The 26,451-nt window shown below is 43.0% G+C and carries 20 protein-coding genes; 7 read left to right on the forward strand and 13 right to left on the reverse strand.

The genetic code is table 11. The features are described 5' to 3' along the window. Positions 1-160: 160 nt before the first annotated feature. From QUA56_RS27825 to QUA56_RS27835, 3 genes are all read right to left on the reverse strand, one after another. Entirely contained in the window at positions 161-355 is a 195-nt protein-coding gene (locus tag QUA56_RS27825) for a hypothetical protein (RefSeq protein ID WP_015211718.1), read from the reverse strand. A gap of 423 nt (positions 356-778) precedes the next feature. Beyond that, positions 779-1,093 (reverse strand): helix-turn-helix domain-containing protein, encoded by a 315-nt coding sequence (locus QUA56_RS27830; RefSeq protein ID WP_333162539.1) that lies wholly within the window; start codon positions 1,091-1,093, stop codon positions 779-781. After that, on the reverse strand, positions 1,065-1,412 hold the full coding sequence (locus tag QUA56_RS27835; RefSeq protein ID WP_333364569.1) for a hypothetical protein: 348 nt from the start codon (positions 1,410-1,412) through the stop codon (positions 1,065-1,067). Before QUA56_RS27835 ends, QUA56_RS27830 begins: the two co-directional genes overlap by 29 nt. A gap of 566 nt (positions 1,413-1,978) precedes the next feature. Here QUA56_RS27835 and QUA56_RS27840 point away from each other — a divergent pair. Both QUA56_RS27840 and QUA56_RS27845 read left to right on the forward strand, forming a co-directional pair. Continuing rightward, positions 1,979-3,151 (forward strand): RNA-guided endonuclease TnpB family protein, encoded by a 1,173-nt coding sequence (locus QUA56_RS27840; protein ID WP_333364571.1) that lies wholly within the window; start codon positions 1,979-1,981, stop codon positions 3,149-3,151. A 680-nt stretch (positions 3,152-3,831) separates the two neighbouring features. Continuing rightward, the gene (locus QUA56_RS27845) at positions 3,832-5,325 is read left to right on the forward strand and encodes a transposase (RefSeq protein WP_333364574.1); all 1,494 of its coding nucleotides are present in this window, start codon (positions 3,832-3,834) and stop codon (positions 5,323-5,325) included. Between the two features lie 652 nt (positions 5,326-5,977). Here QUA56_RS27845 and QUA56_RS27850 read toward each other — a convergent pair. From QUA56_RS27850 to QUA56_RS27875, 6 genes are all read right to left on the reverse strand, one after another. Next, positions 5,978-6,523, reverse strand: a complete 546-nt coding sequence (locus tag QUA56_RS27850) for a tyrosine-type recombinase/integrase (protein ID WP_015211723.1) — start codon at positions 6,521-6,523, stop codon at positions 5,978-5,980. A gap of 55 nt (positions 6,524-6,578) precedes the next feature. Next, a complete protein-coding gene (locus QUA56_RS27855) occupies positions 6,579-6,782 on the reverse strand; it encodes a hypothetical protein (RefSeq protein ID WP_333364577.1) in 204 nt (67 codons plus the stop codon). 236 nt (positions 6,783-7,018) lie between these two features. Then, positions 7,019-7,696, reverse strand: coding sequence for a hypothetical protein (locus QUA56_RS27860; RefSeq protein WP_333294098.1), 678 nt, complete (start codon positions 7,694-7,696; stop codon positions 7,019-7,021). 242 nt (positions 7,697-7,938) lie between these two features. Next, on the reverse strand, positions 7,939-9,168 hold the full coding sequence (locus QUA56_RS27865; protein ID WP_333364580.1) for a transposase: 1,230 nt from the start codon (positions 9,166-9,168) through the stop codon (positions 7,939-7,941). Then, complete coding sequence (locus QUA56_RS27870; protein WP_333364583.1) at positions 9,131-9,772, reverse strand: IS607 family transposase; 642 nt, start codon at positions 9,770-9,772, stop codon at positions 9,131-9,133. The genes QUA56_RS27865 and QUA56_RS27870 overlap by 38 nt, the downstream gene beginning before the upstream one ends. A gap of 386 nt (positions 9,773-10,158) precedes the next feature. Further along, the gene (locus QUA56_RS27875; RefSeq protein WP_333364586.1) at positions 10,159-10,602 is read right to left on the reverse strand and encodes a transposase; all 444 of its coding nucleotides are present in this window, start codon (positions 10,600-10,602) and stop codon (positions 10,159-10,161) included. A gap of 105 nt (positions 10,603-10,707) precedes the next feature. Between QUA56_RS27875 and QUA56_RS27880 the strand changes: the two genes are divergently transcribed. Further along, entirely contained in the window at positions 10,708-10,809 is a 102-nt protein-coding gene (locus tag QUA56_RS27880; protein WP_333364589.1) for a pentapeptide repeat-containing protein, read from the forward strand. Positions 10,810-10,901: 92 nt separating this feature from the next. On the opposite strand, the gene QUA56_RS27885 is transcribed toward QUA56_RS27880, so the two are convergent. From QUA56_RS27885 to QUA56_RS27895, 3 genes are all read right to left on the reverse strand, one after another. Then, positions 10,902-11,576: a class I SAM-dependent methyltransferase gene (locus QUA56_RS27885; protein ID WP_333364592.1), complete on the reverse strand. Its 675-nt coding sequence runs from the start codon at positions 11,574-11,576 to the stop codon at positions 10,902-10,904. Positions 11,577-11,663: 87 nt separating this feature from the next. Then, entirely contained in the window at positions 11,664-15,590 is a 3,927-nt protein-coding gene (locus QUA56_RS27890; protein ID WP_333364595.1) for a beta-ketoacyl synthase N-terminal-like domain-containing protein, read from the reverse strand. A 61-nt stretch (positions 15,591-15,651) separates the two neighbouring features. After that, complete coding sequence (locus tag QUA56_RS27895) at positions 15,652-17,751, reverse strand: AMP-binding protein (protein ID WP_333364598.1); 2,100 nt, start codon at positions 17,749-17,751, stop codon at positions 15,652-15,654. A 247-nt stretch (positions 17,752-17,998) separates the two neighbouring features. On the opposite strand from QUA56_RS27895, the gene QUA56_RS27900 reads away from it, so the two are divergent. Together QUA56_RS27900 and QUA56_RS27905 are read left to right on the forward strand one after the other, a co-directional pair. Then, positions 17,999-23,533, forward strand: coding sequence for an ATP-binding sensor histidine kinase (locus QUA56_RS27900; protein WP_333364601.1), 5,535 nt, complete (start codon positions 17,999-18,001; stop codon positions 23,531-23,533). 19 nt (positions 23,534-23,552) lie between these two features. Beyond that, positions 23,553-24,857, forward strand: a complete 1,305-nt coding sequence (locus tag QUA56_RS27905) for a response regulator (RefSeq protein WP_333364604.1) — start codon at positions 23,553-23,555, stop codon at positions 24,855-24,857. Positions 24,858-25,234: 377 nt separating this feature from the next. On the opposite strand, the gene QUA56_RS36945 is transcribed toward QUA56_RS27905, so the two are convergent. After that, positions 25,235-25,462 carry a DUF1003 domain-containing protein gene (locus tag QUA56_RS36945; protein WP_445242956.1) on the reverse strand — a complete coding sequence of 76 codons (228 nt, stop codon included), beginning with the start codon at positions 25,460-25,462 and terminating at the stop codon, positions 25,235-25,237. Positions 25,463-25,488: 26 nt separating this feature from the next. Here QUA56_RS36945 and QUA56_RS27910 point away from each other — a divergent pair, with 26 nt between their 5' ends. Both QUA56_RS27910 and QUA56_RS36950 read left to right on the forward strand, forming a co-directional pair. Next, positions 25,489-25,842, forward strand: coding sequence for an IS630 transposase-related protein (locus QUA56_RS27910; protein ID WP_333207437.1), 354 nt, complete (start codon positions 25,489-25,491; stop codon positions 25,840-25,842). A gap of 334 nt (positions 25,843-26,176) precedes the next feature. Next, a complete protein-coding gene (locus QUA56_RS36950) occupies positions 26,177-26,437 on the forward strand; it encodes a transposase (RefSeq protein ID WP_445242957.1) in 261 nt (86 codons plus the stop codon). Positions 26,438-26,451 lie beyond the last annotated feature (14 nt).

Below are 26,451 nucleotides of genomic sequence, written 5' to 3' on the forward strand. Positions count from 1 at the left end.
TTTAGCAGGCATTCACTTTGTCTGAATATCATTATGTTATATTATACCACTATGCGTTTTAAATGCACAACAGCTTAACTAGGAGAAATTGTGGAGAAGCGGAGTTATTAATCTAATGCAGGTACTTTGACTAATTCGACTTCAAAATAAGCTTTGCCCATCAATCTTGAGGCAAAACTGGCTGTTCTTGACTATCAAAAATAATCACAAATGTGCGATGTTTAACCAACCGTTGCAAAACCCGCAGATGCTCATCTGCATCGTTTCTCTTGCGAAATCGCGCCACAACAATACGCTGGCAATTAGGAAGTAAGCGAATTAAGCACCACGGGTGCAACTTCTCAAAATAGGTCATTTTAACCTCCTGATAACAGTAACAAATTGTGTTTGTGTTTGATTACCTGCCATTACCTTAATTGAAACAATATTGTCGAAGACAGGTCACGGTGATATTGACAATTGACTATATTTGTGCTGAAACCAGCTCAAATTATTTTTTGATGCTGAAAAGGCTTGATGTATATAAAATCAAAAACAATAGTGGCGCGTCTATTTGGAAATGAGGCATTAGAAATCTCCTCAGAAACTCGCAGGGGAGAAGGGGAGAAGGGAGAAGGGGAGAAGGGAGAAGGGGAGAGGGGGAGAAGGGGAGAGGGGGAGAAAGAGTTTCTTTGATCCATAACGGGTGCTGGGCCTCCGTGAAACGCTTTGAAGTTTATCAATTTGAGAAAACACGGGCAATTGTTCAATGCACTAATTTCAAGCAGACGCGCCACTACTAATGCACGCTATTATCTTCAGAAAGCCGACATAGCAAGGTTGCCAGTGCCTCTGGAATTTCCTCAAAATGTTCCAGCAGAAAGTCCATTACTGCCAAATGGCGCAAATCAACAGCAGTAGGAAATCTTCGATTTTTTCCCTTTTTAAACCAACCCCGCACTGTAGAATTAGAACGGGAACAAATAAAAGCGATTTCCTCGTAACTCACCGCCCACTTGCCATAAAACTGCTTCGGCGTCATTCCCAATTGGCATTGGCTGTAAGCTGCAATTAAATTGCGCTCTCTATCTGTCAAAGTCTGCGGCTTTTTCATCCTCAAACCCCTCCAAATCTTCCTCCCGCGCCGTATCAAACTGACACCAAGCTGCGCTCTTGGAATTAGCAGCCAGCCAAATTATGTAGCACCACATCCAACAGCAACGGCGCGGTTCGCAGTTGTAAAATTTGCCAATAACTATCCCCCAATCAGCTTCTTCGCCAACACCCGTCCAGCGCACCATGTCGCCGCACTCAAAGCGCGGCGTGTGAATTTTGGCAAAATTAGCAGGCAATTCGATTGAAGGTGGCATCCCCTTCAAATCTCTTAGCGGCAGCGCCGAAATCAAATCTCGACTTCCTTTTAAGATTGACATAAGTTCATAGCTGTGAATCGATTGCACCTGACTTTTTTTGACAGGTTTTCAGGCAAATTTCTTGATAAAGAAATTGCAGCGCGATATTCCCCTAAATCAATCAACTGAAATCAAGCTGTGTAAATTCCTTACTGGGAGGACACCAGCTTTTAACGCATTGTACAAGCGCTCTTTCTCCAATGGCTACTACTTGATTCTGTGTTTTATTTTTGTTACGGAAATAGGCAGACTTTTTGGCCATTAATTAGTGTTGCTAGGAATTGGCACTAATACCAATTCCTCTCAGATTTACAAGGAAAGATTGCGTTCGTTTAAGGGTAATGATTCTGCTGTACCCAAATTTAATGGATGCGTTGCAAAAATCTTTGCAGTACAGAAATCGCTGTCCAATTACCTTTATTAGCAGCTTCGACGTATCGCCGGATCGAATCTTCAGTTAGTTGTTGGTCAAGCCAATGCGTTAATTCCACTAGCTCCTGCTAAAATGGGTTAGAAACCCCGTGCTTCTAGCACGGCTTTACATTAGAACTTACGCATCTCACAGGATAATTGCTATAATGTGAGACATGACGCAAAAAGCCTTTAAGTACCGCTTCTATCCCACGCCTGAACAAGAAACCTTGTTGAGACGCACGATGGGCTGTACTCGTTTGGTCTACAATCGCGCCCTTGCTGTGAGAACACAGGCTTGGTACGAACAGAAGAAGCGAGTCGGTTACAGCGATACTTCGGCAATGTTGACCGAATGGAAAAAGCAGGAAGATCTGCAATTCCTCAACGAGGTTAGCTGTGTCCCATTGCAGCAAGGATTGAGACACCTTCAGAAAGCATTCTCGAACTTCTTCGACGGGCGGGCGAAATACCCCACCTTCAAGAAGAAACGCAACGGCGGCAGCGCAGAGTTTACCAAGTCTGCCTTCAAGTTCAGAGACGGGCAAGTCTTTCTTGCCAAGTGTTCTGAACCCCTGTCGATTCGCTGGAGTCGAGAATTGCCACCAGGTGCAACTCCATCGACCATTACGGTGAAGCTCTCGCCTGCTGGACGCTGGACAGTTTCCTTGCTGGTGGATGTCGAGATTGAGCCATTGCCAAAATGCTCCAGTGAAATTGGGATAGATTTGGGTGTGACCAGCCTGGTTGCCTTGAGCGATGGCGAGAAGATTGCCAACCCCAAAGGCTTCAATGCGAAACGCCGCAAGCTCAGGAAAGCTCAGAAGGCGTTGAGTCGCAAGCTTCATGGATCGAACAATCGCCACAAGGCACGACTCAAAGTGGCAAAGGTGCATCAGTCCATCGCTGACGCGAGAAAGGATTTTCTTCACAAGCTGACCACTCGATTGGTGCGCGAAAACCAAACGATCGCCGTCGAGGATTTGGCCGTGAAGAATATGGTGAAGAACCCCAAACTTGCCCTCTCCATCAGTGATGCGAGTTGGGGCGAGTTGGTAAGACAGCTTGAATACAAGTGTGACTGGTACGGTCGTACTTTAATCAAGATTGACCGATGGTTTCCGAGTTCTAAGCGGTGTGGCAATTGCGGTCACATCATGGAAAAAATGCCATTGAATGTTCGGGAATGGGATTGCCCAATCTGCGGGGCGCACCACGACCGAGATATCAATGCAGCAAAAAATATTCTTGCCGCAGGGCTTGCGGTGAAAGTCTGTGGAGCGAACGTAAGACCGGATAGGCATCAGTCTGATGGCAGTTGCGATGAAGCAGAAAGGTCTAAGAAGTGATTCTTGGAATCACCGTGGCTCAATTCCCGGTGAGGATGTCAAGGCGAGATAGCATCCCTCTTTGAATTTTGTGTGGTTAATTGAAAGGGAGCCAGTTAACTGAAATAGAAGTCAATCCTAATTCTTAACAGCTAACTGGCTTTTTTGAGGGCGATCGCCCGTGATGAAGGCTTTCCTAGGTGAATGCGTTCGCTATTGTTAAGAATGGATGAAACTTAATTGAGCAGGTCACTCCCAATAGCGGCGATAGCCGCTCTTTGACCAGCCCAGTAGGAGCGTGCGCTCCTCTTCGAGAGCTGCGCTAACGACGTATTTACGTCATCCTAGGTACTCGCGATCGATCAGAAACAAGATTTATTGTCGTGAGCGGTTGACCAAAATCAGATCGAGCGATCCTCTTCTCCGGCTGCGCTAACGTCGTCAACCAAATGGAAGGTGTTTGAGAGCCTTCTTCACGCGCGCGTGACAGGGCTGCCGCTCTTTGACAGAATAGTTGCTTTAAGCGTTCAGACACTCCACCAACCAACACCTTCTTGCGTCTAGCCGGAATCCAAACAAAGTGGTATCTAATAAGTGTAAGTGATGTAATTTTGCGCCTATATTTGTCTTGCATATTTATTGTCGTTGAGTCGCTAGTATCTACAATAATCTCGTACAATAATTTTAGGAGGTGATGCAGTTTGCTCTTAAGTTTCAAATACAAACTTAGACCTAATCGACAGCAATCCCAAAAGTTAACTCAGTGGCTAGATCTGCTACGAGCAACTTATAATTGGTGCTTGCGTGACCGAATAGATGGTTGGCATCAGCAATTCATTATGGGTGACTATTGTGATTTAAAAAACCAAGTTGAAATCATGCCTTTAAGTTGCAGTTTAGTTAAGGGAACGCAATTAACTAATCCCTGGAAAGATGGGGGTGGTAAAGCAAAAAAAGAAGGAAGGGAAAATAAATCTCCCAAGCGCACAGCATCTTTAATGCAAGATGCTAACTTACAAGAATTAAAAGATGCTAGACCTTGGTATCGGGATATAGATATTGGAGTTTTGCAGTCAATTCCTGCCAGAGTTAATGAATCATTCAATAAGTTTTTCAAGGGTGCAGGATTCCCCAAATTCAAACGTCGCCATGATTTCAAATCCTTTAGTTACAAGCCGGGAAGAGTAAAGATTAAAGGCAATAAAATATATTTGCCTAAAGTTGGATGGATGCGTTTTTATAACTCGCGTTCTATTCCAGAGGGATTTGAAATTAAGACGGTAACGGTTAGGCAAAAGGTTAATGGTTGGTACGTCTCGATCAGAATCGAAAACAAGACAGTGCCAGATTTCCCAGTAATCCCAGACAGTGAAATTAAAACCATTACTGGCTGCGATATGGGATTGAGCAAGTTAGTTTACTTGTCTGATGGAAGCAGTATTGATAACCCACGTTTTGCTACAAATAAAAAGACTAAGCGGTTAATGCGAATTAGACAACGGCGGGTTAGCCGTAAGCACAAAGGAAGCAATAATCGTGGTAAAGCTCAACTTAAAGTGAGCAAATTACACAACAAAATTCAACAGCGACGGGAATCTTATCAATGGGATGCTGCTAAACGTATTCTTGAAAGAAGCGATGCTGTTGCAGTCGAAGACTTGCAGGTTAAAAACATGATGAAACGGTGCAAGCCTATTAAGTCTGAGGCTGGTAGGTTTTTATCTAACGGTCAATCGGCTAAGCGTGGATTGAATCGTTGTATTGCTGATGCGAGTTGGTATGGGTTGACTCAAAAACTTGAAGATTTGGCTGTGAAGTCAGGCAAGAAACTATATCGAGTTAACCCAAGATATACCAGTCAAACTTGCAGCAAATGTCAGCACGTTGATAAGGATAGTCGCAATGGTGAAAAGTTTATTTGTGCCAATTGCGGACATATTGATGATGCTAATTTGCAAGCTGCAAGGAATGTAAAAATTAAGGCAATCGAAACCTACGGGTTAAATATTGTCAAATTGATTAAATTAAAAATGGTACGGCGGGACTCGCCGAAACCAGTACAATTAAGTCTTTTTGAGGCTGAATTGTGCAAACGCTCGCCAGAGAATACACCGCCAAAAGGCAAACGGTGTGTGGGCGAGAACCCAGAGTACAAGCAATTGTCTCTCTGGGATATTAAGGGCGAAATCTCTTAAGAATCCCATCCCCGACCGGGGTGGGAGTGTCAAAAGGCCAAACCTGTCTTGTACTGATAAATTTGTCAGTTCAATCTTCTGACTATCAATGAATGAATATCCCTAGATTTTGACAATGGCTTTTCGCCCGAAAATAGCTTAATTCTTTGAGCTTTTTTTTAGTTATATAGTAGTCGCTACCAACCAAAATTACCTTAAATATCTAATTTTTTAGGGGTAAATATTTTGCATTTTGTGGGTGTAATGACAATCAGGATTCCGGTGTATTTACTGCTGGTGTCGCACTGATAAGTACCTTCGGTTTGTTGATTGGTGGAGTCATTTTTAATGATTTGGGCATTTCCTAGCATTTGCAGCAGTAAGTATATATCTATCTGCCCTTTGACTGGTTCCGTAAGATAGTTTTTATGGAGTTATGGGGATTACGTCAATTACAACTCAAGAGTCAGGAAAGCTTATTCATACCTCACTCTTGAGCAGGCGGCTCAAACCAGTCAGGATTGTCGCGGATAGCAGTTGCCTTTGTTTTAGCTAAAATACATCCGGGAAGAAATGGGTAGCCATCGCGAGCCTTGCGCCTGAATTCAAAGAAGACTTACGGGAGAGCCCTTCAACTGTTGAAACAATCTGGCGAACCAAAGTCGCGATCGCCTCATTTCAGAATCCCGAGCGCCTTGACAAGCTGTTCCGGCTGCACTTCTAAATAGCGCTGGAGGCTCGACAAATTTTTGTGACCTGATATCTCCATAATTACCCGCAGTGGCACCCCAGCATTGCTCAAGTTCGTGAGTGCTGTCCGCCTCATCGAATGTGTGGAAGCTCCCTTAATTCTTACCCGTTTGCAAGCTTCTTTAAAAATCAAGTCTGCCTGAGAGCGTGTCAAAGGCTTCGTACCCTCTCGCCCCGGAAACAAAAAACCCGCATCTGGATTGTAAGCCAATAAAAACTTAGCCAACATAGGATGTAGCGGCAGCGTTCGCGTTGCTGACTTGCCCTTAGTTGTCGCTTTCCGCAGCGTCACCACACCGCCAACAATGTCCTGAGTTGTTAAAGCTAACGCCTCTGAAATACGACAGGCACAATAAAAGGTCACAGCAAACAAAAGCCTATCCCTTGCTGTAACAAAACCCCGGTCGAACAGCCTAGATATTTCGGCGGGCGTCAAAATCTTAGCACGCCCGTTGCCTTGAACCTTCACGGCGCAGCCCTCCAAAATGAAAGCTCCCTTATTATTGGACGAAAGTGTCCTTTCGTCAAGTCTGCCGAAAAGCTTTTATCGCTTGATGGGCCACTTGCGGGGCGCTGCGCCGAGGATGCCTCCGCCCGCGTCCTTTATTGCAGTTAGATTGGCTTTTATTGCTACTCAACTGACTTAAATTCTCAGGAAAGTTGATAATTGGCAAGGTGGCGATCGCATCTATGAGGTCTAGGAAGGTAACAGGTTTAAGTGCCGCCATAACAGTACGCTCAAATAGAAGTGGCGCTTGTAATAATTTGATTATACTATTTTTTGATTCACTTGGCAAGTTGTTTTGCTAGTTTTGTTCCCCTTTAATAAAAAATTAGGATTTTATTGGAAAATCGCTTATTCAGGTCAAAAGAACTGCCCAAGCCTTACGAAGGCTTGGGCATTGTTATAAGTTTCGGAGGGTAAACGAGTGCGCTGGTTGGTTGAGAAACTTTTCGTTCGCTGTTAGGACACTGAACGCGCACTTTCACCTAGTTCGGAAGTAGCAGATGCTAGGGTATTTGCAATCACCGCTTTGGGAGCAAGCTTGAGGATGATAGGCATCACAATTAGGGGAGAATTTTCCAGCCGATTTTTGATTTGAGCCTGCAACCATTCAATAGAGGAATCAGAGCCGTTAACTTTTTGCTTGAACCCCAGTTCTGGCGCAGCAGCTTTGATGGCGCTAGCAATTTTGCGAGCTTGCCTAAGTGAAATTAGTGAAGTATTAACGGCAGGAACTGAGGTTGTGCTTGCGCCTGAATGTGCGGCAAAATCAATTGGTTTTGCTGGTTTGTTTGGTGTTTTTTTGCCTGTGGTCTGATGGCGAGTGTGATGGGATCTGGCTGGTTTCTCAATTTCAATTGTTGCTCCATTTACGGCACTGCCAATACCATCGGATGGTGTTGCGACTGTTGACACATTTACTTGGGTTCGATTGTCTGTGAGTTCTTCTTGGGCTGCTTCAGGTTTGTGCAGGAATACTGAGGCTAAGCAAAAGAGAGTGGTAAAAAGGAAAGGGGGAAATAGTACATCGTTGATAGTTTGGATAGTCATATTAACAGAAAACTCCAAATCAAAATTTTCGCGGTAAGCATTGCTAACCTTTTTTAGATTGCAACAGTTGACAACATGGTGCAGCATGGCTACACGGGCTGAAAAAACGGATAATTAACTTCAGCCTTTTGGATGATTAACTGAGGAGAAATACACCTCCTCTGATAATTAATTCAAAGGCTCCGACCTGCTGTACGAGGATCTAAGCGGTTTCAGGAAAGCGAAAAGTTGTGTTTTCTTTCTTTGCTCACGCCTCGCGCGTGACGGGCGCCAATGCGAGGGGACAGTGGCGGGTGAGCGTTCAGTCGCCACAATTAGCACTGATACTTTTAATCCAGACAATCTCCGACAACCTGAGAGAATCCAAATATAGCACACTCATCAGACACGTCTGAGAGTATGGTGGTATCCCACAAAGCTTTAAGGAAAATCCCTAAAGCGCCATTAAAATCACGGGGTATTTCACGAACACAATTGGGGCATTTAAAAATTTTAGAGCCACCCAACTTTTTATGAATGTGACCGCATTTTGTACAAGTTTTGGAGGTATATTCCTCAGTTACTCTAACCAATCTCGAACCGTAACGATTACAGAGATGCTCTAAGGTTTGTGAGAACTGATAGAAAGCCCAAGTCATCATTGCTCTTGCCGACTTAGAATTAAGTTTGCGACTTCCTCTTGCCACCATCTCAGAAGTCTCAAAGTGTGGCAAGTAAATGACATCGTAATTACGCGCCAAGTAACTTCCTACTTGTTTGTGAGCTTCTGAGCGCAAGTTTTTGATTTTAGTTCTTATTTTCTCCATTGCTTGCCTTAGTCGGTAACGCAATCGGGAAAATACCGAACCTTTCAATTGGTCACGCTTGGATTGAATTTTATCTAAATGCTGACACAATCTAGCAATTCGTCCAAAGTCATGTTTCCCAAATTCAGTGAAATAATTGCCATCAAACCCGGTCAAAAAACAGCGCAGTCCTGGATCGAGTGCGATGGTCTTGCCACCATTTTTAGATGCTGGAACGTCCATCTCTACAGGCATATTCACAAACCAACGTCCTTTATTGTAAGTGACTTCTACAGCTTTGTCGTAATTGATTAAGCAAAAATCTTGCCCAGTCCAAAGAGGTTTTTCTAAACCCTTGCTAGCGTTAGCCATGAGATGACCGTTCTTATAATCACCCGGGTCAAACTGAATGGTCTGTTTTTGGTCGCGAATCGACCTGAATTTGGCTAGTCTTAGTCCAGCTAAAGGATTGATTTTCGCCTTTTTCCCTTTACCTATGTGAGTTGGTTGTTTGTCAGTTTTCTTCCAAGCTGTATAAGCCTCGAAGAGGGCGTTATCTAAGCCATGAGCTATTCCTAGCTCTTTGCACCATTCAGGGATTATCTCGTAACCCAAAGTTTTACAGAAACTCCGAAATGCTTGCTTCCCAGAAGTTTTTAAAACTGGCTGATTAGTCTTTTTGTCAACAGTGTAATAGGTAAACTTTCCTTGATGTTGGTTTAGGTAAGAAATTGCGTTATTGTAAACTTTGCGATTGGCATGAATTCTCAACATCCAGATTTTCTTGGTTTCCCCCTTTGGGTACACTCGGTACGTCAGAGTCTTCAATGATTTGCTTTTTGTACTTTCTGAGTCCGTACAATCGACAACTGAAGACATGGATGATTGCGAGTATGTCTTGAACCATTTCTCTTTCTGGACTAAGTGTGCAATTGTTGAGAACCAGAATTTTACATCCGCCCCGCTCCGCAAACCATGAGATAAGATCGAACCCGAATCGACACAATCTATCTTTTGAGGCAATGACAACCATTCCGATGTCGCCTGTGTAAATGTGTTCCAGTAGGGCGATAAGACCTTTCCGTTTGAAATTGAGGCCGCTCCCGATGTCTTGGATAATTTCACATCCGGGGTAGCGAGACAGAAGAAAGTCAGTCTGTCGTAGAAGGTCGGCTTTTTGACTTCGACTGCTAACTCTGGCGTAGAGGATGGTTGGTTTAGTAGATGGAATATTGACAACTGAGTCACAGTCGTATCGTCGCTGTCCTGATGGTGTTCTGTACGCTTTGATTTTCCCTTCTTTTTCCCACCGCTCAAGGGTTTTTGAACATACTCCAAGTCGTTGAATAGCAATTCTTGGTGGTACATATTTAGCCATATTAGGTTTATTTTACGTGAACCACTCCCTCCTACACCGATTGTCTGACTTATTAGGGAAATGTCTAAGAAAATATCGTCCTAGGGATTACTCTCTGCGGAAAGTGGTTTCAGTAGCTCGCTTTGTTTGTAGGCCGGGTGCGGGAATTGTTAGTTCAGCTGTCTTCCACTCCGCGACGGTAGGCGCGGAGATACAGCGGTTTCCGCTGTAATGAGGTACAGTAGCAGCAATTAGCTTTCCCAATTTCTTAAATGTTGAGGATTCATCAATTTGAGTGCAACTGCAATTATAGTATCAACCATTTCTGTTGTAGTTAAAAAAAAGCTTCGTAAAAAAGACTTAAGTTGAGACCACCATAATTCATACGCCTGCGGCGGGGCGTAGCCCTACGGGTTAAAATCAGGAGAATATGGTAATAAACAAATAATTTTAGCACCTACAGATTCAATCATAGTTGTAATTGAAGCTAGTTTATGGGCCGATAAGCGATCCATTATGACTACTGCTCCTGACCACAACTCAGGGACTAAAAATTTCTCAACAAATACTTCAAAAGCTTTGCCATCCATTAAATTGTCCATTCTCATCAATGCCACGATTCTTTGAATACTAATTGCTCCAATTGCCGTAACTTTTGACCCTCGATAAAATGGTTTTAAATCGTATACTCTTGTTCCCTTTTCTGGGCGGGCATGAGTTCTTGCCAACCCTAGCATTACACCAGTTTCATCCAGAAATACTAAGTTTATAGGATCTATATCCTTCACTTTTTCCCAGTAATCAACTCTTAATTTTTGCACTCTTTCTGTCTCAGCTTGACTACTCCGCATTGTTTTTTTTAGGATTTAATCCTAACTTTTTTTTCGGGTAAAATTCCATTATAATTTAAGAGCGAGCGGTCAACTATTTCTTTTTGGGAGATATCTATTACAAAATTGAGCAATGCAAATTTGGAAGGAGCTAATTTAATTGATACAAATTTGACGGGAGCAACGGTTGCCGGAACGGTTATGTCTGACGGTTCTATCCATGAATAACTACTGAATTTAGGTACGTTGTTGCGCTTCAGCGCTCTTAAAATGAAGCGCAACTACATACATAACGGTACAAGTTATTGAATTTTCATTCCTTACTTTCTTGCCGTAAACAGTGCAGTGCAACCGACAACTTGAACCGAATAACTAGAAAAATTCGATGCAAGCGCCTGCTTTAAATCTTCAACGCTATCGTGCCAATTGCTGAAAACACCAGTGCTGTTGTAGATGTGCATCACTATTTTTCCTAAATAATGGTGATTAACTCCTTGACCAAGAATAGTCGAGCCAAATAGAATAGCACCATCTTTCATCAGAGGTTTTAGGTGCTGGAAGGCTACTGTTTTAGTGGCAAGCGTTCCAGGGAGGCAGTGAAGTAGGTAGTTAATTCCTACAGAATCAAATTGATTTGGTTCCAGCGACAGGGGTTCTAATACCGAGGCTTGATAGCAAGACGGTTTGTAGCGTTCAATCCGCTTTGAAGTAAAATCTAAACTGTTAGCATTTAGATCCAACAAAGCAATCTTTGGCTGTTTAGAAGGAAAGCGGCACTTGTCCAAATAATATCCAGATCCAACTCCGACATCCAAGTGGCAATCAGAAATATTTTTGTTGTAAAAATTGAGAAGTCGGCGAGCAGAGCATTTCCACAAAAAACGAGATGAAAACCCAACAACAATTTTATCGTATTCAGACAAAATGTCTTCTGTATAAACGGCTTGTCCTTTGATTACGCGCTCTTGACTTATGGGAAAAGAAGTTGTATCCATGATTTTTACCTATTGGGTGATTAGTGTTAGTGTGAGGAGCAAAATAGGAGAAGAGGAAAGACTTTTATTTTGAACGATTTACCCTTTCTACTTATGAGAGTTAGGGGCAGAGGATATTAAGAAACGGCTAAAAGAAGAGACGCGATGTTGCGGGGATTTGTTGGGCGCTAGTTCGCGGGAAATAGTTTGTAAAACAGATTCGCGATCGCTCTCTAAAAACAAGTGAGAACCCGAAACAGCGTCAAGGTGAAAGCGGCTCGAAGTATGTAAACTCCATGCTGCCATATCCTCTTGGCTGACAAACCGATCTTTGCTTCCTCCCAAAGCCGAAATCGGACAATCCAGTGGTGCATTCTCCTTGTATAGATAGCCCTCAAGAGCAATAAAATCTGCCTTTATAGTCGGCAAAAGCGCCTCCGTCAGTTCAGTGTTTTGCAGCACTTTAGATGATGTTCCCAAACTGTGGAGAAATTTAGTCAACTTCAGAGGAGAACTCAAATCGAGGGCTGGGAAAGGATTAGGCAATTGGGGAGCCATACTTGCACCAATAAACAAGTGAACTGGCAACAAGTTAAACTGAGCGCGAAGCAACCTTGCCGCCTCAAAAGCTAGCACTGCGCCCATACTATGACCGTAGAATGCAAAAGGTTTATCAAGCATTGGTTTTAAGGCATCTACCAAAGCTTCAACTAAGTCTGTAAATTTAGTAAAAGGCGCTTCGTTGATGCGGTTTTCCCGACCGGGAATCTGAATCGGACAGACTTCTATTTCTGGGGGCAATTCATCTTGCCAGGTGCGGTAGATTGAAGCGCCGCCACCAGCGTAGGGAAAGCAAAATAAGCGAATTTCTGAAGAGGAAGAAAACTCAGATTTGTTGATCCAATTAAAATGAGGTGCGTGAGGAATTGTTTGAGCTACAATCTCAATTTTTGGTGATAATTCTGCTACTTCTGATGTCAGTTGAGAGTTCAGTTTTAGGGCTAGCTGAGTGACAGAAGGCCCCCCTATTAGTTCCTTAACTAGCAAGGTAATTCCCAAATCTGTCTCAATCCGATTTTTGAGTTCGACTACCATCAAAGAATCAAATCCCAAATTTTTTAAAGACGCTTCGAGGCATACTTCGGAGCGTTTGATTCCCAGTCCTCGGACTACTTGATCGCAGAGATAAGACTCTAATAAAGCGGGGCGATCGCTCTTTTGTGCATTTAATATTCTGTCGCGCCAAGACGCTTGTTGCGAAATTAAAACCGCCGTAGATAGCGCTATATCTGCTTCTTCAACCATAGAATGCGCGGGTGCAATTGAGGTAGACCGTTCGCTAGGTACTACTGTATTTACTGCCTCTATCCAATATCGCTGGCGCTGAAATGGGTAAGTAGGAAGTAGCACTCGGCGACGGGAATAATTTTTGTCAAATGCTGCCCAATTTACATCTGCTCCATAAACGTATAACGTTTTTAAAGTCGCGAGCAAATGCTGCCAGTTGGAGCGTTCTTTTTGGAGGGAAGATAGCCAAATTGCTGTTGTATCTGGGAGACACCTGCGCCCCATCTTTATTAATTTGGATTGCGATCCGATTTCAAGAAAAATGTCAATATCTAGGGTGGAAAGTGAGTCGAGCGCACCCTCAAACATTACAGGTTGCAGGATTTGATTGCACCAGTATTCAGCGCATCCAATTTCACTGGCTTGAGCGCTTTCTCCCATCGTAGAAATTAGCTCGGTCTGAGGTTCAGCATAGGTGATTTGAGCTGCAATCTGCCGGAAATCATCTAGCATCGGTGCCATTAAGGGGGAGTGAAAAGCGTGGGAGACTGCTAGGCGGTGCGTCCACAATTTTTGAGGTTGCAGGTCGGAAAGTACCGCAGAAATGGCTTCAGAAGTCCCGGAAATGACTGTTTCTTCTGGGCCGTTGATAGCTGAAATTACGACATTTGGCTGGTAGGGCGCGATCGCGGCTTTTACTAACTCTGCATTCGCTAAAATTGCTACCATCTCGCCGTTTGGAGGTAGTGCTTGCATCAGCCTTCCTCTTTCTGCAACTAGCTTTAGTGCGTCTTCTAAGCTGAAAACTCCGGCTATACAGGCGGCTACGTATTCGCCTAAACTGTGACCCATCACCGCATCTGGCTTGATGTCCCACGACAGCCACAATTGAGCTAAAGCATACTCGAAAGCAAATAATGCTGGCTGCGTATAAGCTGTTTCATTGAGAGGAGAATCTACGCCCTTTTCTGGTGCGCCTTTTTCTGGATAAAGGACATCTAGCAGTGGCACTTCTAAATAGGGGCGTAGCAGTCGATCGCAGCGATCGAGAGTTTGGCGGAATGTAGGTTGAGTATCGTAGAGTTCGCGCCCCATCCCGATGTATTGGGAGCCTTGGCCGGTAAATAGGAAGGCAATTTTAGGTGGGTTGGTATTCGAGCATTTGGTAATAACTTCGCTGAAGTCTTCGCCAGCAGAAAATTCTGCCAATTGTTCGCGCAAATCTTTGGCGGAATCAGCTACTATTCCCAGGCGGTAATTGTGGTGCGATCGCCCTGCATTTGCAGTAAAACAAATATCTGCTAAGGACTGATTTGGTGATATTTCGAGGTGAGTTTCGTATTTAGCCACCAATTCATTCAATGCTTTTTCAGTTTTGGCCGACAGGCAGAATAAATGCAAGGGCCGTTCGGTTTCTGATTGTACGGGGGCTACTTCTGGCGGTTCTTCCAAGATAATATGAGCATTAGTGCCGCCAATTCCAAAAGCGCTGACTCCTGCGCGGCGAGGAATGCCATTTTCAGTTGTCCAAGGTTGTTGTTTTGTGTTGACGTAGAAGGGGCTATTGGCAAAATCTATTTGGGGATTTGGTTCTTCAAAGTGCAGGCTAGGTACTAACATCTTGTGCTTGAGCATTAACGCAGTTTTGATGAAGCCTGTTACCCCAGAAGCTATATCCAGATGTCCGGTATTCGTCTTATACGAACCGATCGCGCAAAAGCCTTTCTTTTTGGTGTAGTGTGAAAACGCTTGAGTCAAGCCAGCAAACTCAATTGGATCGCCCTGCTCAGTAGCCGTTCCGTGAGCTTCAACATAGGTAATTGTTTCAGCTTCTACTCCTGCATTAGCAATAGCTTCAGCAATCACTTCTGCATGGCCATTGACACTGGTAGACCAATAGCCAACCTTTTCCGAGCCGTCATTGTTGAGAGCTGAACCTTTAATCACTGCATAGATACAGTCCCCATCTGCAAGAGCATTTGAGAGCGGTTTTAACACTACAATCCCTACGCCGCTGCCGAATACAGTGCCTCCTGCTTTCGCATCAAAAGTGCGCGTGTGTCCGTCAGGAGAATAAATCTGCCCTTCTTTGTGGAGATAGCCTACTTTTTCAGGAATATCGATCATTACTCCGCCAGCTAGAGCGATATCGCATTCACCCGCCAGCAAACTTTGGCGGGCAATGTGGATGGCAACTAATGAACTAGAACAGGCGGTTTGGACATTGATACTTGGCCCTTTCAAATTTAATTTGTAAGAAACCCGCGTCGGCAAAAAATCGTTCCAATGAGAAGCAAAAAGTTTTAAGTTGCCTGAAATTGCGGCATCTTGAAGATCATAATGGCCTGGATAAATATTTCTCAGGAAATACAGACTCTCTGCTTTGCTGGCGTAAACACCCACCGATCCTTTGTAACCTTTAGGGTTGTATCCAGAAGTTTCAAGTGCCTCCCAAGCGCATTCCAGGAAAATGCGAATCTGAGGGTCTAGCAGTTCAGCTTCTTTCGGACTGTAGCCAAAAAACGAAGCGTCAAATAAGTCGATGCCTTCTAGTTCTGCCGCCGCTTTCACGTAGTTAGGATTCTTGAGCAGGTCTTCGCTTACACCAGAAGCTGCTAGCTCCTCATCGGTCAAAAAGGAAATAGATTCTACACCATCTCGCAGATTCTGCCAAAACTTGTTGATATTTTCAGCACCGGGAAATCTACCAGACATTCCAATTACAGCGACATCGAGAGCATTATTCATTAACCTATCTCCTGGGTTATTTTGTGATTGTTTGGTGAGTTTTGGACGTTGTTTTTTGAATTTATACAGGCATGGGCATTGCGAATCTCTGCCTGCGATTTTGTCCTCGAATTTTACTGTGAACTAATTTAGAGAAAAGCTGTCGGTCTGACCCTTGCCCTAAATGTTCAGCCAGTGATTTGATAGTGGGATATTGAAACATATCGGTTATGGAGATTTCTTTCTTGAAGGCTGACTGCAATTTGCTTACAACCTTAGCGATCAGTAAGGAATTGCCGCCCAAGTCAAAGAAATTGTCGTGAATCCCTACTTCATTGAGATGAAGGACTTCTTTCCAAATCAAACCGATTGTTTTCTCAATCTCAGTCTTAGGCAAGCCGTGAGCAGTTTGTAGCTTTGGCGTGTCGAACTGTTTGACAATGCTGTCGAATTCGCCCCTCTCGAAACCTTGGCTCAATTGACTCCGTTGAATTTTCCCAATCTCTGTTTTAGGAATCGTTTGTTTCTCAACTGGAATCAGATAATTTGGATTCAGCCCAATTTTTTTAACAATACTAGCTCGAATATCCTTGAGTAGTAACGCTAAGCGGTTCTGCTCGGAAATAGCCGTATGAAAAAAGATTGCTAACTTATCACTATTGCTATCAGGAGTTCGGACGGCACAGGCGGCAGTATATGAGACTTCTACACCATCAACTTCTTCTACTACCGCTTCAATTTCATGGCTGTAGTAGTTGAGACCATTGACGATGATCGTGTCCTTCGCACGACCTGTAATCGTCAGCCTGCCACCGTTGAGAAATCCCAAATCTCCAGTATTAAACCATCCGTCCTCGGTAAAAACTTCTCGATTTAGTTCTGGATTATGATAGTAACCAGAGGTGACAGATACTCCTTTAACCTGTAAGCGTCCAATCGTTTCTTGCTCAACTACTTGGTCATTGCTATCAACAATACGAATCGAAACACCGGGAATAGGAGCTCCTACTTCTACAAAGGCATCATGTTCTGATGTTGAGTCTAAGGAAAAGTTGTGTGAGAAGGTAATTCCTGAAGAAGTCTCTGACATTCCCCACGCCGGACGCATCGCACTAGCTGGCAGTCCTTGAGGGCAAAGCAACTCTAGAAAGCGCCTTGCTGTTTTAGCAACAATTGCCTCACCTCCATTTAGAAGAAACCGCATTGAGGATAAATTCCAATGTTGCTCTTGAATCTTCTGAGCGTGGTCATTGATCAGCGCATAAGCGAAATTGGGGGCCCAAGTAACAGTAGCTTGAAAGCGCTCAATCAAGTCTAGCCATAACAGCGGGTTTTGCAAGATAGCTTCTTTGACAACATGGATTTGTTTGCAACCCAAGTAAACATCTCGAATATGAAACATGACTAGACCACCAACGTGGTCGAGAGGCATCCAATTCAGGGAGATATCTTCACTACGAAAATGGTTAATCTGGGATGTACTAGCAGATCGGTTGAGTAAAGTGCGATGGCTTTGCATCACCCCTTTGGGCATTCCGGTGCTTCCAGAAGTGAGAAGCAATAGAGCTAAATCGTCGGGATTACTATTTTCAGCGCGTTTGTCAGGAGTAGAGGTTTGCAACTCTTCAATAGTTTCAACTTGAATGCTCTCGACTTCCCAAGACTGCGACAGAGCAAGAATTGAGGGAGCTAGTTTTTCGTTTGTTAGAATTGTCGGCTGCTCTAACATCTGCCAAGCATGGTGCAGCTTTGTGACAGATCCATTAGATTCGGAGTAGGTGGGAGCGATCGCGATCGGTACGGGGACAAACCCACCTAAAACGCATCCCCAAAAGGCAGCGATCGAGTCTTGATTGCGCTCGAACTGGAAAATTATTTTATCTTGTGGCTTTAGTCCGAGTTTTCTCAATCCCCCAACAATCCGCTGGGCTTCTTCTAGTAAGGCTGAATAAAATTGAATGCTCTCTTTACTATCAGACTCAATATAGACAATGCCTTGATTAGGAAAATGAATTGCCGCCCGTTGTAGAGCTTGGGCAAGATTAGTAGGGGAACTAGGGGCCAGCGTCAGGGGTTCTCCGTGACTGACCGAAAGTCGTTTGGGAAGCGTTTTTTCTTCAGATGGCGAGGATAAGCATTGAGAATTTTTGCTCGTCGCCTTAGATATTGTGACAGAAGACATTACAAAAGGTGACAGAGTTAACTGTCTCTGTGTGATAGAAGTCACAGACGACTTTATATGACCTTCAAAGCAAAGTCAAGCTATTTGACAGCTACTTTAGAGAATCTTTATAAATTCAGTATATTTACGTAAGTAAATAGATAGGGGTTAAAGCCCCTGGGGGGCTTGTGCTAGTGGTGAATATAACAGTTTTCGGCGTTGCTTAATCAAGGTACGAAAAGGAACCATACAAAAACCCAGAATATTTGTGGACAATAGTTTTGAGGATTGCATATTTAGCCGTTTCTACCGTAAATCAGCAACGCCAAAATCTCAATCGCATTCCTACTTTCCCCAAAAATTAGATATACTGAATCGACAACTTGCTTCTATCGGTACAGGAGATTCCAATATGTTCGTCCTTCCCGGTTATCACATCGCCCAGCCAGTCCAAGTGGGAATTAAGAACGCCATCTACCGAGGAATCCGAGAAAAAGACCGCACCCAAGTCATCATTAAAACATTAAATGCCGAATTCCCTACTATAGAAGATATTACTCGCCTCAGACACGAATATAAAATAACTCAAAACTTACACTTAGAAGGCGTTGTCAGAACATACAACTTAGAAAATGTAGGCAATAGCTACGCCCTAATCATGGAAGACTTGGGAGGAACGTCTCTCAAGCAACTGTTAGCCGCCAAAAAACCAACCCTCAAAGAATTTCTCAGCATCGCCCTGCAACTTGCAACCGGCATTACCGAACTCCACCAACACCGCATCATCCACAAAGATATAAAACCTAGCAACATCATCATTAATGCTACTACCAAGCAACTGAAACTCATAGACTTTAGCATTTCCACTCGTCTGGGTCGAGAAACTCCAACTATTAACAACCCCAGCGAACTTGAAGGCACTCTTGCCTATATGTCTCCCGAACAAACTGGGAGAATGAATCGCACTTTAGACTATCGCACTGATTTCTATTCTCTCGGTATCACCTGCTACGAAATGCTAACTGGTCAACTTCCTTTTACCAGCCTTGACCCATTAGAATTAGTTTACAGCCACATCGCCAAAAATCCGACACCCATTCAGCAACTAAACCCCGAAGTTCATAACACTATCAGTGCTATTGTCATGAAATTAATGGCAAAGAATGCTGAAGACCGCTATCAAAGCGCCCAAGGACTCAAAGTAGACTTAGAAGAATGCTTAAACCAACTCCAAGCAACTGGACGTATCCCTCACTTCACCCCTGGTGAAAAAGATAAATCGGGACAATTTCTCATTCCTCAAAAACTCTACGGGCGGGAATCAGAAGTTGCAGCATTGCTAGAAGCATTTGAGCGAGTCAGTGCCCCTCTTCAACCGGGGCTAGGAGGGGTGGAAATGATGCTCGTTTCCGGTTACTCCGGCATTGGGAAAACCAGTGTTGTTCAGGAAGTCCATAAACCCATCGTCCGACAACGGGGCTACTTTACCGCAGGGAAATTTGACCAATTCAAGCGCAACATTCCCTATGCAGCCATCATTCAAGCTTTCTCTGAACTTATCCGCCAACAGCTAACAGAAACTGCTGAACAAATAGCCGTTTGGAAATCAGAACTTTTAGAGGCATTAGGTGTCAACGGTCAAGTCATCATCGATGTGATTCCCGAAGTTGAATTGATTATAGGTAGTCAACCAGAAGTCCCGCAACTCGAACCCACCGCCTCTCAAAACCGCTTCAACTTAGTCTTTAAACAATTTACTAGCGTTTTTACAAAAGAATCCCACCCCCTCGTCTTATTTCTTGATGATTTGCAGTGGGCTGATTTAGCTTCACTCAAGTTAATCCAACTGTTAATGACTGACGCTGATAGCGATTATTTATTGCTAATTGGAGCTTATCGCGATAACGAAGTCAGTCCCACCCATGCCTTAATGTTAACCCTCGAAGAAATACAAAAAACTCAAGCAACAGTTAACAATATTGTCCTCCAACCTTTAACGCTCAACACAGTCAACTTAATCATAGCCGACACCTTAAAAGATTCAGAGCGATCGCAAGAACTCAGCCGCCTCATTTTCAATAAGACCCAGGGAAATCCCTTCTTTATGAACCAACTGCTGCAAACTCTGTATGCAGAAAAACAGTTGCAATTTGACTTTAAGCAAGGGCGTTGGCTGTGGAACTTAGAGGAAATACAAGCGATCGGCATTACCGATTACAACGTTGTCCAATTAGTAGCCAGAAACTTACAAAAACTCCCAGAAGCTACTCAAGAAGCCTTAAAATTAGCTGCTTGTATCGGCAACTCTTTCTATTTAGATGTCTTGGCAATAGTCAGTGAAAAATCTCAGTTTGGCATAGCAGATAATCTGTGGGAAGCGTTACAATTAGGTTTGTTGTTACCTTTGAGTAAAGACTATAAAATACCGTTACTGCTTGACCCCTCTGAGCAAGATGCAACTCCCCTTGAAGAGTTTCGAGTTGGGTATAAGTTTCTCCACGACAGAGTACAGCAAGCTGCCTATTCCCTTATTCCTGAAGATCAGAAAAAAGTTACTCATTTAAAAATCGGTCAATTGCTGTTGCAGCAGACTGCAAATTATGCCTTAGAAGAAACAATTTTTGATATAGTCAATCAGCTTAATATTGGGAGAGAATTCATTACAGAGTCCTCGGAAAAAGAGGAACTAGCTAATCTGAATTTGAAAGCGGGGAAGAAAGCGAAAACATCTACAGCAATTGATGCGGCTGTTAGATATTTAACGGTTGGTTTAGAACTGTTGCCAGAAAATAGCTGGCAGAGTCATTATGAATTGACGCTTAACCTTCATGTAGAAGCGGCAGAAGCGGAATATTTAAACACTAATTTTGAGCAAGCAGAAAAACTGGTAGAAATTGTTTTGCAGCAAGCTACAAGTCTGCTGGATAAGATAAAGGTGTATGAGTTAAAAATCCAGTTTGCTATTGCACAAAACCAATTAGTGAAAGCCATCGAAATGGGACTTTCTGTAGTAGAAATTTTGGGAGTAACACTATCTCCACTACTCAATGATGGCAGTAGCGTCGTTGAGTTACCTAAGCTGGAAGAATTAGAATTTTTGCCTGTGATGACAAATCTTTATCAATTAGCAGCCATGCGGATTTTCATGAATATTGCGGCTGCTGCTTATATAACATCGCCTACAACTTTTTTTCAGGTAATTTTGACGATGGTTAGTCTTTGTGTTGAATATGGTAATTCGGCACTAGCAGCTTTTGCATATGTTGATTACGGCATGATTTTGTGTGGGCCTTTATCAAACCTGGATGCTGGATATTATTCTGCTCAATTGGCTTTAAGACTGTTGGAGCAATTTCAAGCAAAACAAATTAAAAGTAAAGTATATGCACCATTTAACGGCTTGATACGACATTGGAAAGAACCCGCTAGAGAGACTCTAGTCTCCTTACTAGAGGGATTTCAAAGCGGGCTAGAGACAGGAGATTATGAATATGCTGGTGTTTGTGCGCTTAACTATTCTAATCATGTTTTTTGGGTTGGGGAGCCACTAGAATTTGTAGCGCAAAAGCAATCGTCATACATTGATTTAACTAGGCAACTCAAACTAGATTTTTTTAGGACTAATATCCAACTATTCCACCAGCTTACTTTAAATTTACAATCCTGCGTAACCAATAAATATAGTTTAATAGGAGACAGTTTTGATGAAACAGAAATGATGCCATATTTTCAAGCCGCAAATAATAGCATGACGCTGTTTTTTGCTTATGTTTCTAAAACAATCCTCTGTTATTTATTTAAAAATTACTCTCAGGCTATTGAACAGGCTACTTTTGCTATGAAATATGCTGGGGGTGGGTTAGGAACAATGTATTTTGTTGCACACTACCTCTACTATTCGCTTGTCCTCCTCGGTCACTATTCTAATGCTAACTCCACCGAACAACAACAATATCTACTCCAAGTAGAAGAAAACCAGCAAAAAATGCAGCACTGGGCGCACCACGCCCCTGTTAACTATCAGCATAAGTACGATCTAGTAGAGGCTGAAAAAGCGCGAATTTCCGGCGATATCCTCAAAGCTCAAGACTACTACGATCGCGCCATCACTGGAGCTAAAAACAACGGCTACATCCAAGAAGAAGCCCTAGCTAACGAACTCGCCGCCGAATTTTATATCGCGATCGGCCGAGAAAAAATTGCCAAAATTTACATAACAGAAGCTTACTACGGCTACATTCGCTGGGGAGCAACAGCCAAAGTCACAGACTTAGACGAACGTTACCCCCAGCTAATTTTCCGCACCTCAAACCCTGAAATTTCAGACATAGAAGTAACTAGAGTAACTGCTTCAACCCGGGCAACCAACTCAACTTCGAGGGGTTCAGCAGTATTAGACTTAGCCAGCATTATGAAAGCCGCGCAAGCACTCTCCGGCGAATTTGCCTTAGAAAGCTTACTCAGCAAATTAATGACAATTTTAATAGAAAATGCGGGAGCCCAAAAAGGTTATCTGATCTTGCAGCAACAAAGCCAACTCACAGTAGAAGTCAGCGCTCTTAGCCCAGAAGTAGTAACAGTACAGCAAATCCCTCTGACTAATGAATTGCTGCCGCTTTCAGCCATCAACTATGTCGTCAGGAGCAAACAAAACCTGGTCTTAAACAGCGCTGCTAACGACTCAAAATTTGCCGCAGATCCTTATATCCAACAGCACCAACCTCAATCAATATTGTGTTCTCCCATTCTCAATCAAGGCAAACTAATCGGCGTCATTTACCTAGAAAATAACATCACAACCGGAGCCTTTACAAAAGAGCGCACAGAAATCTTAAACATCCTCTGTCTCCAATCTGCCATTTCCTTAGAAAATGCCTTTTTGTATAGCAACTTAGAGCAAAGCAACCAGCAATTAGCAGTCGCTAATCAGCAACTAGCAGAATATTCCCACACCCTAGAAGCTAAAGTAGAAGAAAGAACGGCTGAACTCAAAGCAGCTCAAAAGCAGATTGTCGCCAAAGAAAAACTCGCCTCTTTAGGAGCTCTTACCGCCGGAGTTGCCCACGAACTCAGAAATCCTCTCAATTTCGTTAATAACTTTGCCGAATCTAGCGTCCAGTTAACTGAGGAATTGATAGAAGAAATCGAGAACAATTCTGATAAATTAGACACAGAATCTCTCGAAAATATCAAATACATTTTAGAAGAACTTAAAGGCAATGCTAGCGACATCAATCTTCATGGGAAAAGAGCCGAAAACATTATTAAAAGTATGATGATGCACGCTCGTACAGAAAGCGGTCAATACCAATTGACCGATTTGAACGAACTCCTAGCTCAAGCAGTTGATTTAGCTTATCACAGCAGGCGGGCCAAAGATAATCGATTCAACTTAACAATAGAAACTAATTATGATGGTGCGATCGGTCAACTAGAATTAATAGCCTCCGATCTCAGCCGCGCCTTCATCAATTTGATTGACAATGCCTGCTACGCGGTGCATACTAAGAAACAGGAACTTGGTGACTCTTTTAACCCTACCTTAATAGTGAAGACAGAAAATCGCGGCGAAACTGTTGAAATTACAATTGCTGATAACGGTATAGGTATTGAGTCAGAACTTCAAGATAAAATCTTTAATCCCTTCTTTACAACCAAACCGGCTGGAGAAGGCACAGGTTTAGGGCTATCGCTCACCCACGACATCATTGTAGGGCAACACCGGGGCAGCATCCAACTAGACACTGAACAGGGCAGGGGAACACAATTTATCATAAGCTTGCCAAAAACGAATAATTCTTAAATATATAACAGGTACGAAAATGACCACAAAAATTCTAGTCGTTGATGATGAAGTTAGCTTGGAGCGTTTAATTAAACAGCGTTTTCGTAAAAGTATCCGCGCCCATGAATTAGAATTTATTTTTGCTCGCAATGGTAAAGAAGCCTTAGAAAAATTAGCAGCCGAAGCCCCTGTTGAAATCGTCTTAACTGACATCAATATGCCCGAAATGGATGGGCTGACTTTGCTAGAAAAGCTCTCTGAAATTGACGGCATTATCAAAACAGTAGTAGTGTCAGCCTACGGTGACTTGCCAAATATTAGAACCGCAATGAATCGGGGGGCTTTTGACTTTTTAACTAAGCCAATTGACTTTGATGATTTAGAAGTTACTATCAACAGAACCTTGGAGTACGTCCAAAAACTGAAAGCAAACCTTAAGGAATTGCACCAAGCACAATCTCAATTAATTCAAAGTGAGAAAATGGTTTCTATTGGGCAATTAGTGGCGGGTGTTGCCCACGAAATTAACAATCCCGTCGGCTTCATTGATGGCAATCTCTATCACGTAGAAACCTATATCCAAGAACTGTTGAAGATTTTAGAACTTTATCAAGCCGAACTACCAAACCCTAGCGAGATGCTGCGTAAGTATATAGAGAAAATCGACTTAGAGTTTATGAGAGAAGACTTACCTCAACTTGTCGAGTCAATGAAAGAAGGAACAGAACGCATCCGCAATATTAGTACCTCTTTGAGAACTTTCTCGCGCAGCGATATCGACAAAAAAGTGCCTTTCAACATTCATGACGGCATTGATAGTTCGCTAATGATTTTGAAACACCGCTTGAAAGCTAACAATCAGAGTCCAGAGATTGAGGTGATTAAACACTACGAAAAATTGCCCCCAGTAGAATGCTATCCCGGACAACTCAATCAGGTATTTATGAATATTATTGCCAATGCTATAGATGCAATGGAAGAATACAATCAAGGGTGGAGCTATGAAAAGATTAAAGCTAATCGCAATGTGATTACGATTAAAACTGAAGTGGGGAATGAGAAATGGGAAATCGGAAATGGCGACAAGGACGATAAGGAGGAGTTGGGTTCACCTTCTTCTCAAGTTATAATCCACATTTCTGATAATGGCCCGGGGATATCAGAATCAGTAAAAGAGCACATTTTCAATCCATTCTTCACTACAAAACCAGTTGGGGCTGGCACGGGATTGGGGCTGTCTATTTCCCGGTCAATTGTGGTAGAAAAACATGGGGGTAAGATTGACTGTATTTGTACGCCAGGACGGGGCAGTGAGTTTATCATACAAATTCCCATAAACTAATAAAACGCTGGCGTTTGTCAGAGAAGTTCGACAGAATCAAGAGCAGCTTGTACTCGCTCAAGAACAAATACGACTATCGCGCTTTTCATTTCCCAAAAAGCTGACCCCACTACTGCTAGCATTTCTTATTGAAGAGCGATCGCAACAGGTTTGGAAACCTGGGCGGGGTAAAGCCGGGATACGGACTTGCGATCGCTTTCCTGTTTGAGTAGTTGGTTTCCGTGTTTTGTTATTAGGGGGTGTAGAGCAACCAGCTACAGAGAACGGGAATTATTTTTGACATCCAGAAGCAATCCTTCTATCCGCTCAAGTCTAGCTTTTAAGTCTATTAACTCTTCTGCCTCAAACTTATTAAGTATCTCATGCACTAATTGAATTTATAAAAACGCCTGGAGATCGCAATCTAGGTCTTGCTGTGCGCGTTTTCTATCAATATCTCCAGCGCGATTTTGACTCATCATCACAATAGGAGCGGTATAAGCTGCCTGAAACGACAGCATCAAGTTCAGCAAAATGAAAGGGTAGGGGTCCCAATGATTCTTCCAAGCTGTGACATTCAAAATTATCCAGGTAATTACAGCACTTCCGGATGTTATGAGGTACAATAGAATTGACTAAAAATAATATACCAATGAAAGCATACTCAGTAGATTTGCGCTCCAAAATAGTAGCAGCCCATATCGAGCAGAAGCTGTCGATCAGAAAAACAGCAGCGATATTTTCCGTCAGTAAAAGCTTAGTTCAAAAACTGGTCAAGCAACAAAAAATCGAGGGTAATTTACAGCCGAAACCCAGCGGGAAACCGAGATACAGTCATTTGAATAATTCCACAGCTTCTTTGAGAGAAATAGTGGCAGCACATCCCGATGCAACCTTACTAGAATTGTGTGAGTTATTTGCCCAGAAGACCGGAAATTGGGTTGGTAGAACAGCCATGTGTAACGCCTTACAAAAGTTGGGATTAAATCGTAAAAAAAAACCGTGAGAAGTAGCCAAGCCGGTACTGAAAGAGTCATGAAATTAAGATTAGAGTATTGGGAAAAAGTCAAGCATATCGACCCAAAAAATCTAGTCTTTTTAGATGAAACTGGAGTATTGCTAGGTTTAAGCAGAAGTCATGCACGTTCCCAACTAGGGAAAGCGAGCCTATGCGGTCAAACCTTTTTATCGAGGCCAAAAAGTCACAGTAATTGGTGCAATTAGTCTCACGCAAGTAGTGGCATTAATGACCATTGACAACTCGATGGATAGCCAAGCATTTGAGGTATTTATCGATCAATGTTTAGTGCCACAATTGTGGTCGGGAGCAGTAGACGTGAATTGATAACTTACCAGCGCATAAAGTAGATTCAATTAAGACTATGATTGAAGCGGTGGGTGCTTCTATCTTGTGTTTGTCCCCATACTCTCCTGATTTTAATCCAATTGAATTATGGTGGTCGCAACTCAAATCTTTATTGCGACAGTTTTCACCAACCAGCACTAAAATGGTTGACAGGATAATTGCTGTGGCTCTTGACTTAATTAATCCGAAACATCTTAAAAACTGGTTTACTAATTGCTGCTACTGTACCTCATAACATCCGGAAGTGCT

This window comes from Microcoleus sp. N3A4 (assembly GCF_036701805.1).
In the GTDB taxonomy this organism is placed as follows: domain Bacteria; phylum Cyanobacteriota; class Cyanobacteriia; order Cyanobacteriales; family Microcoleaceae; genus Microcoleus.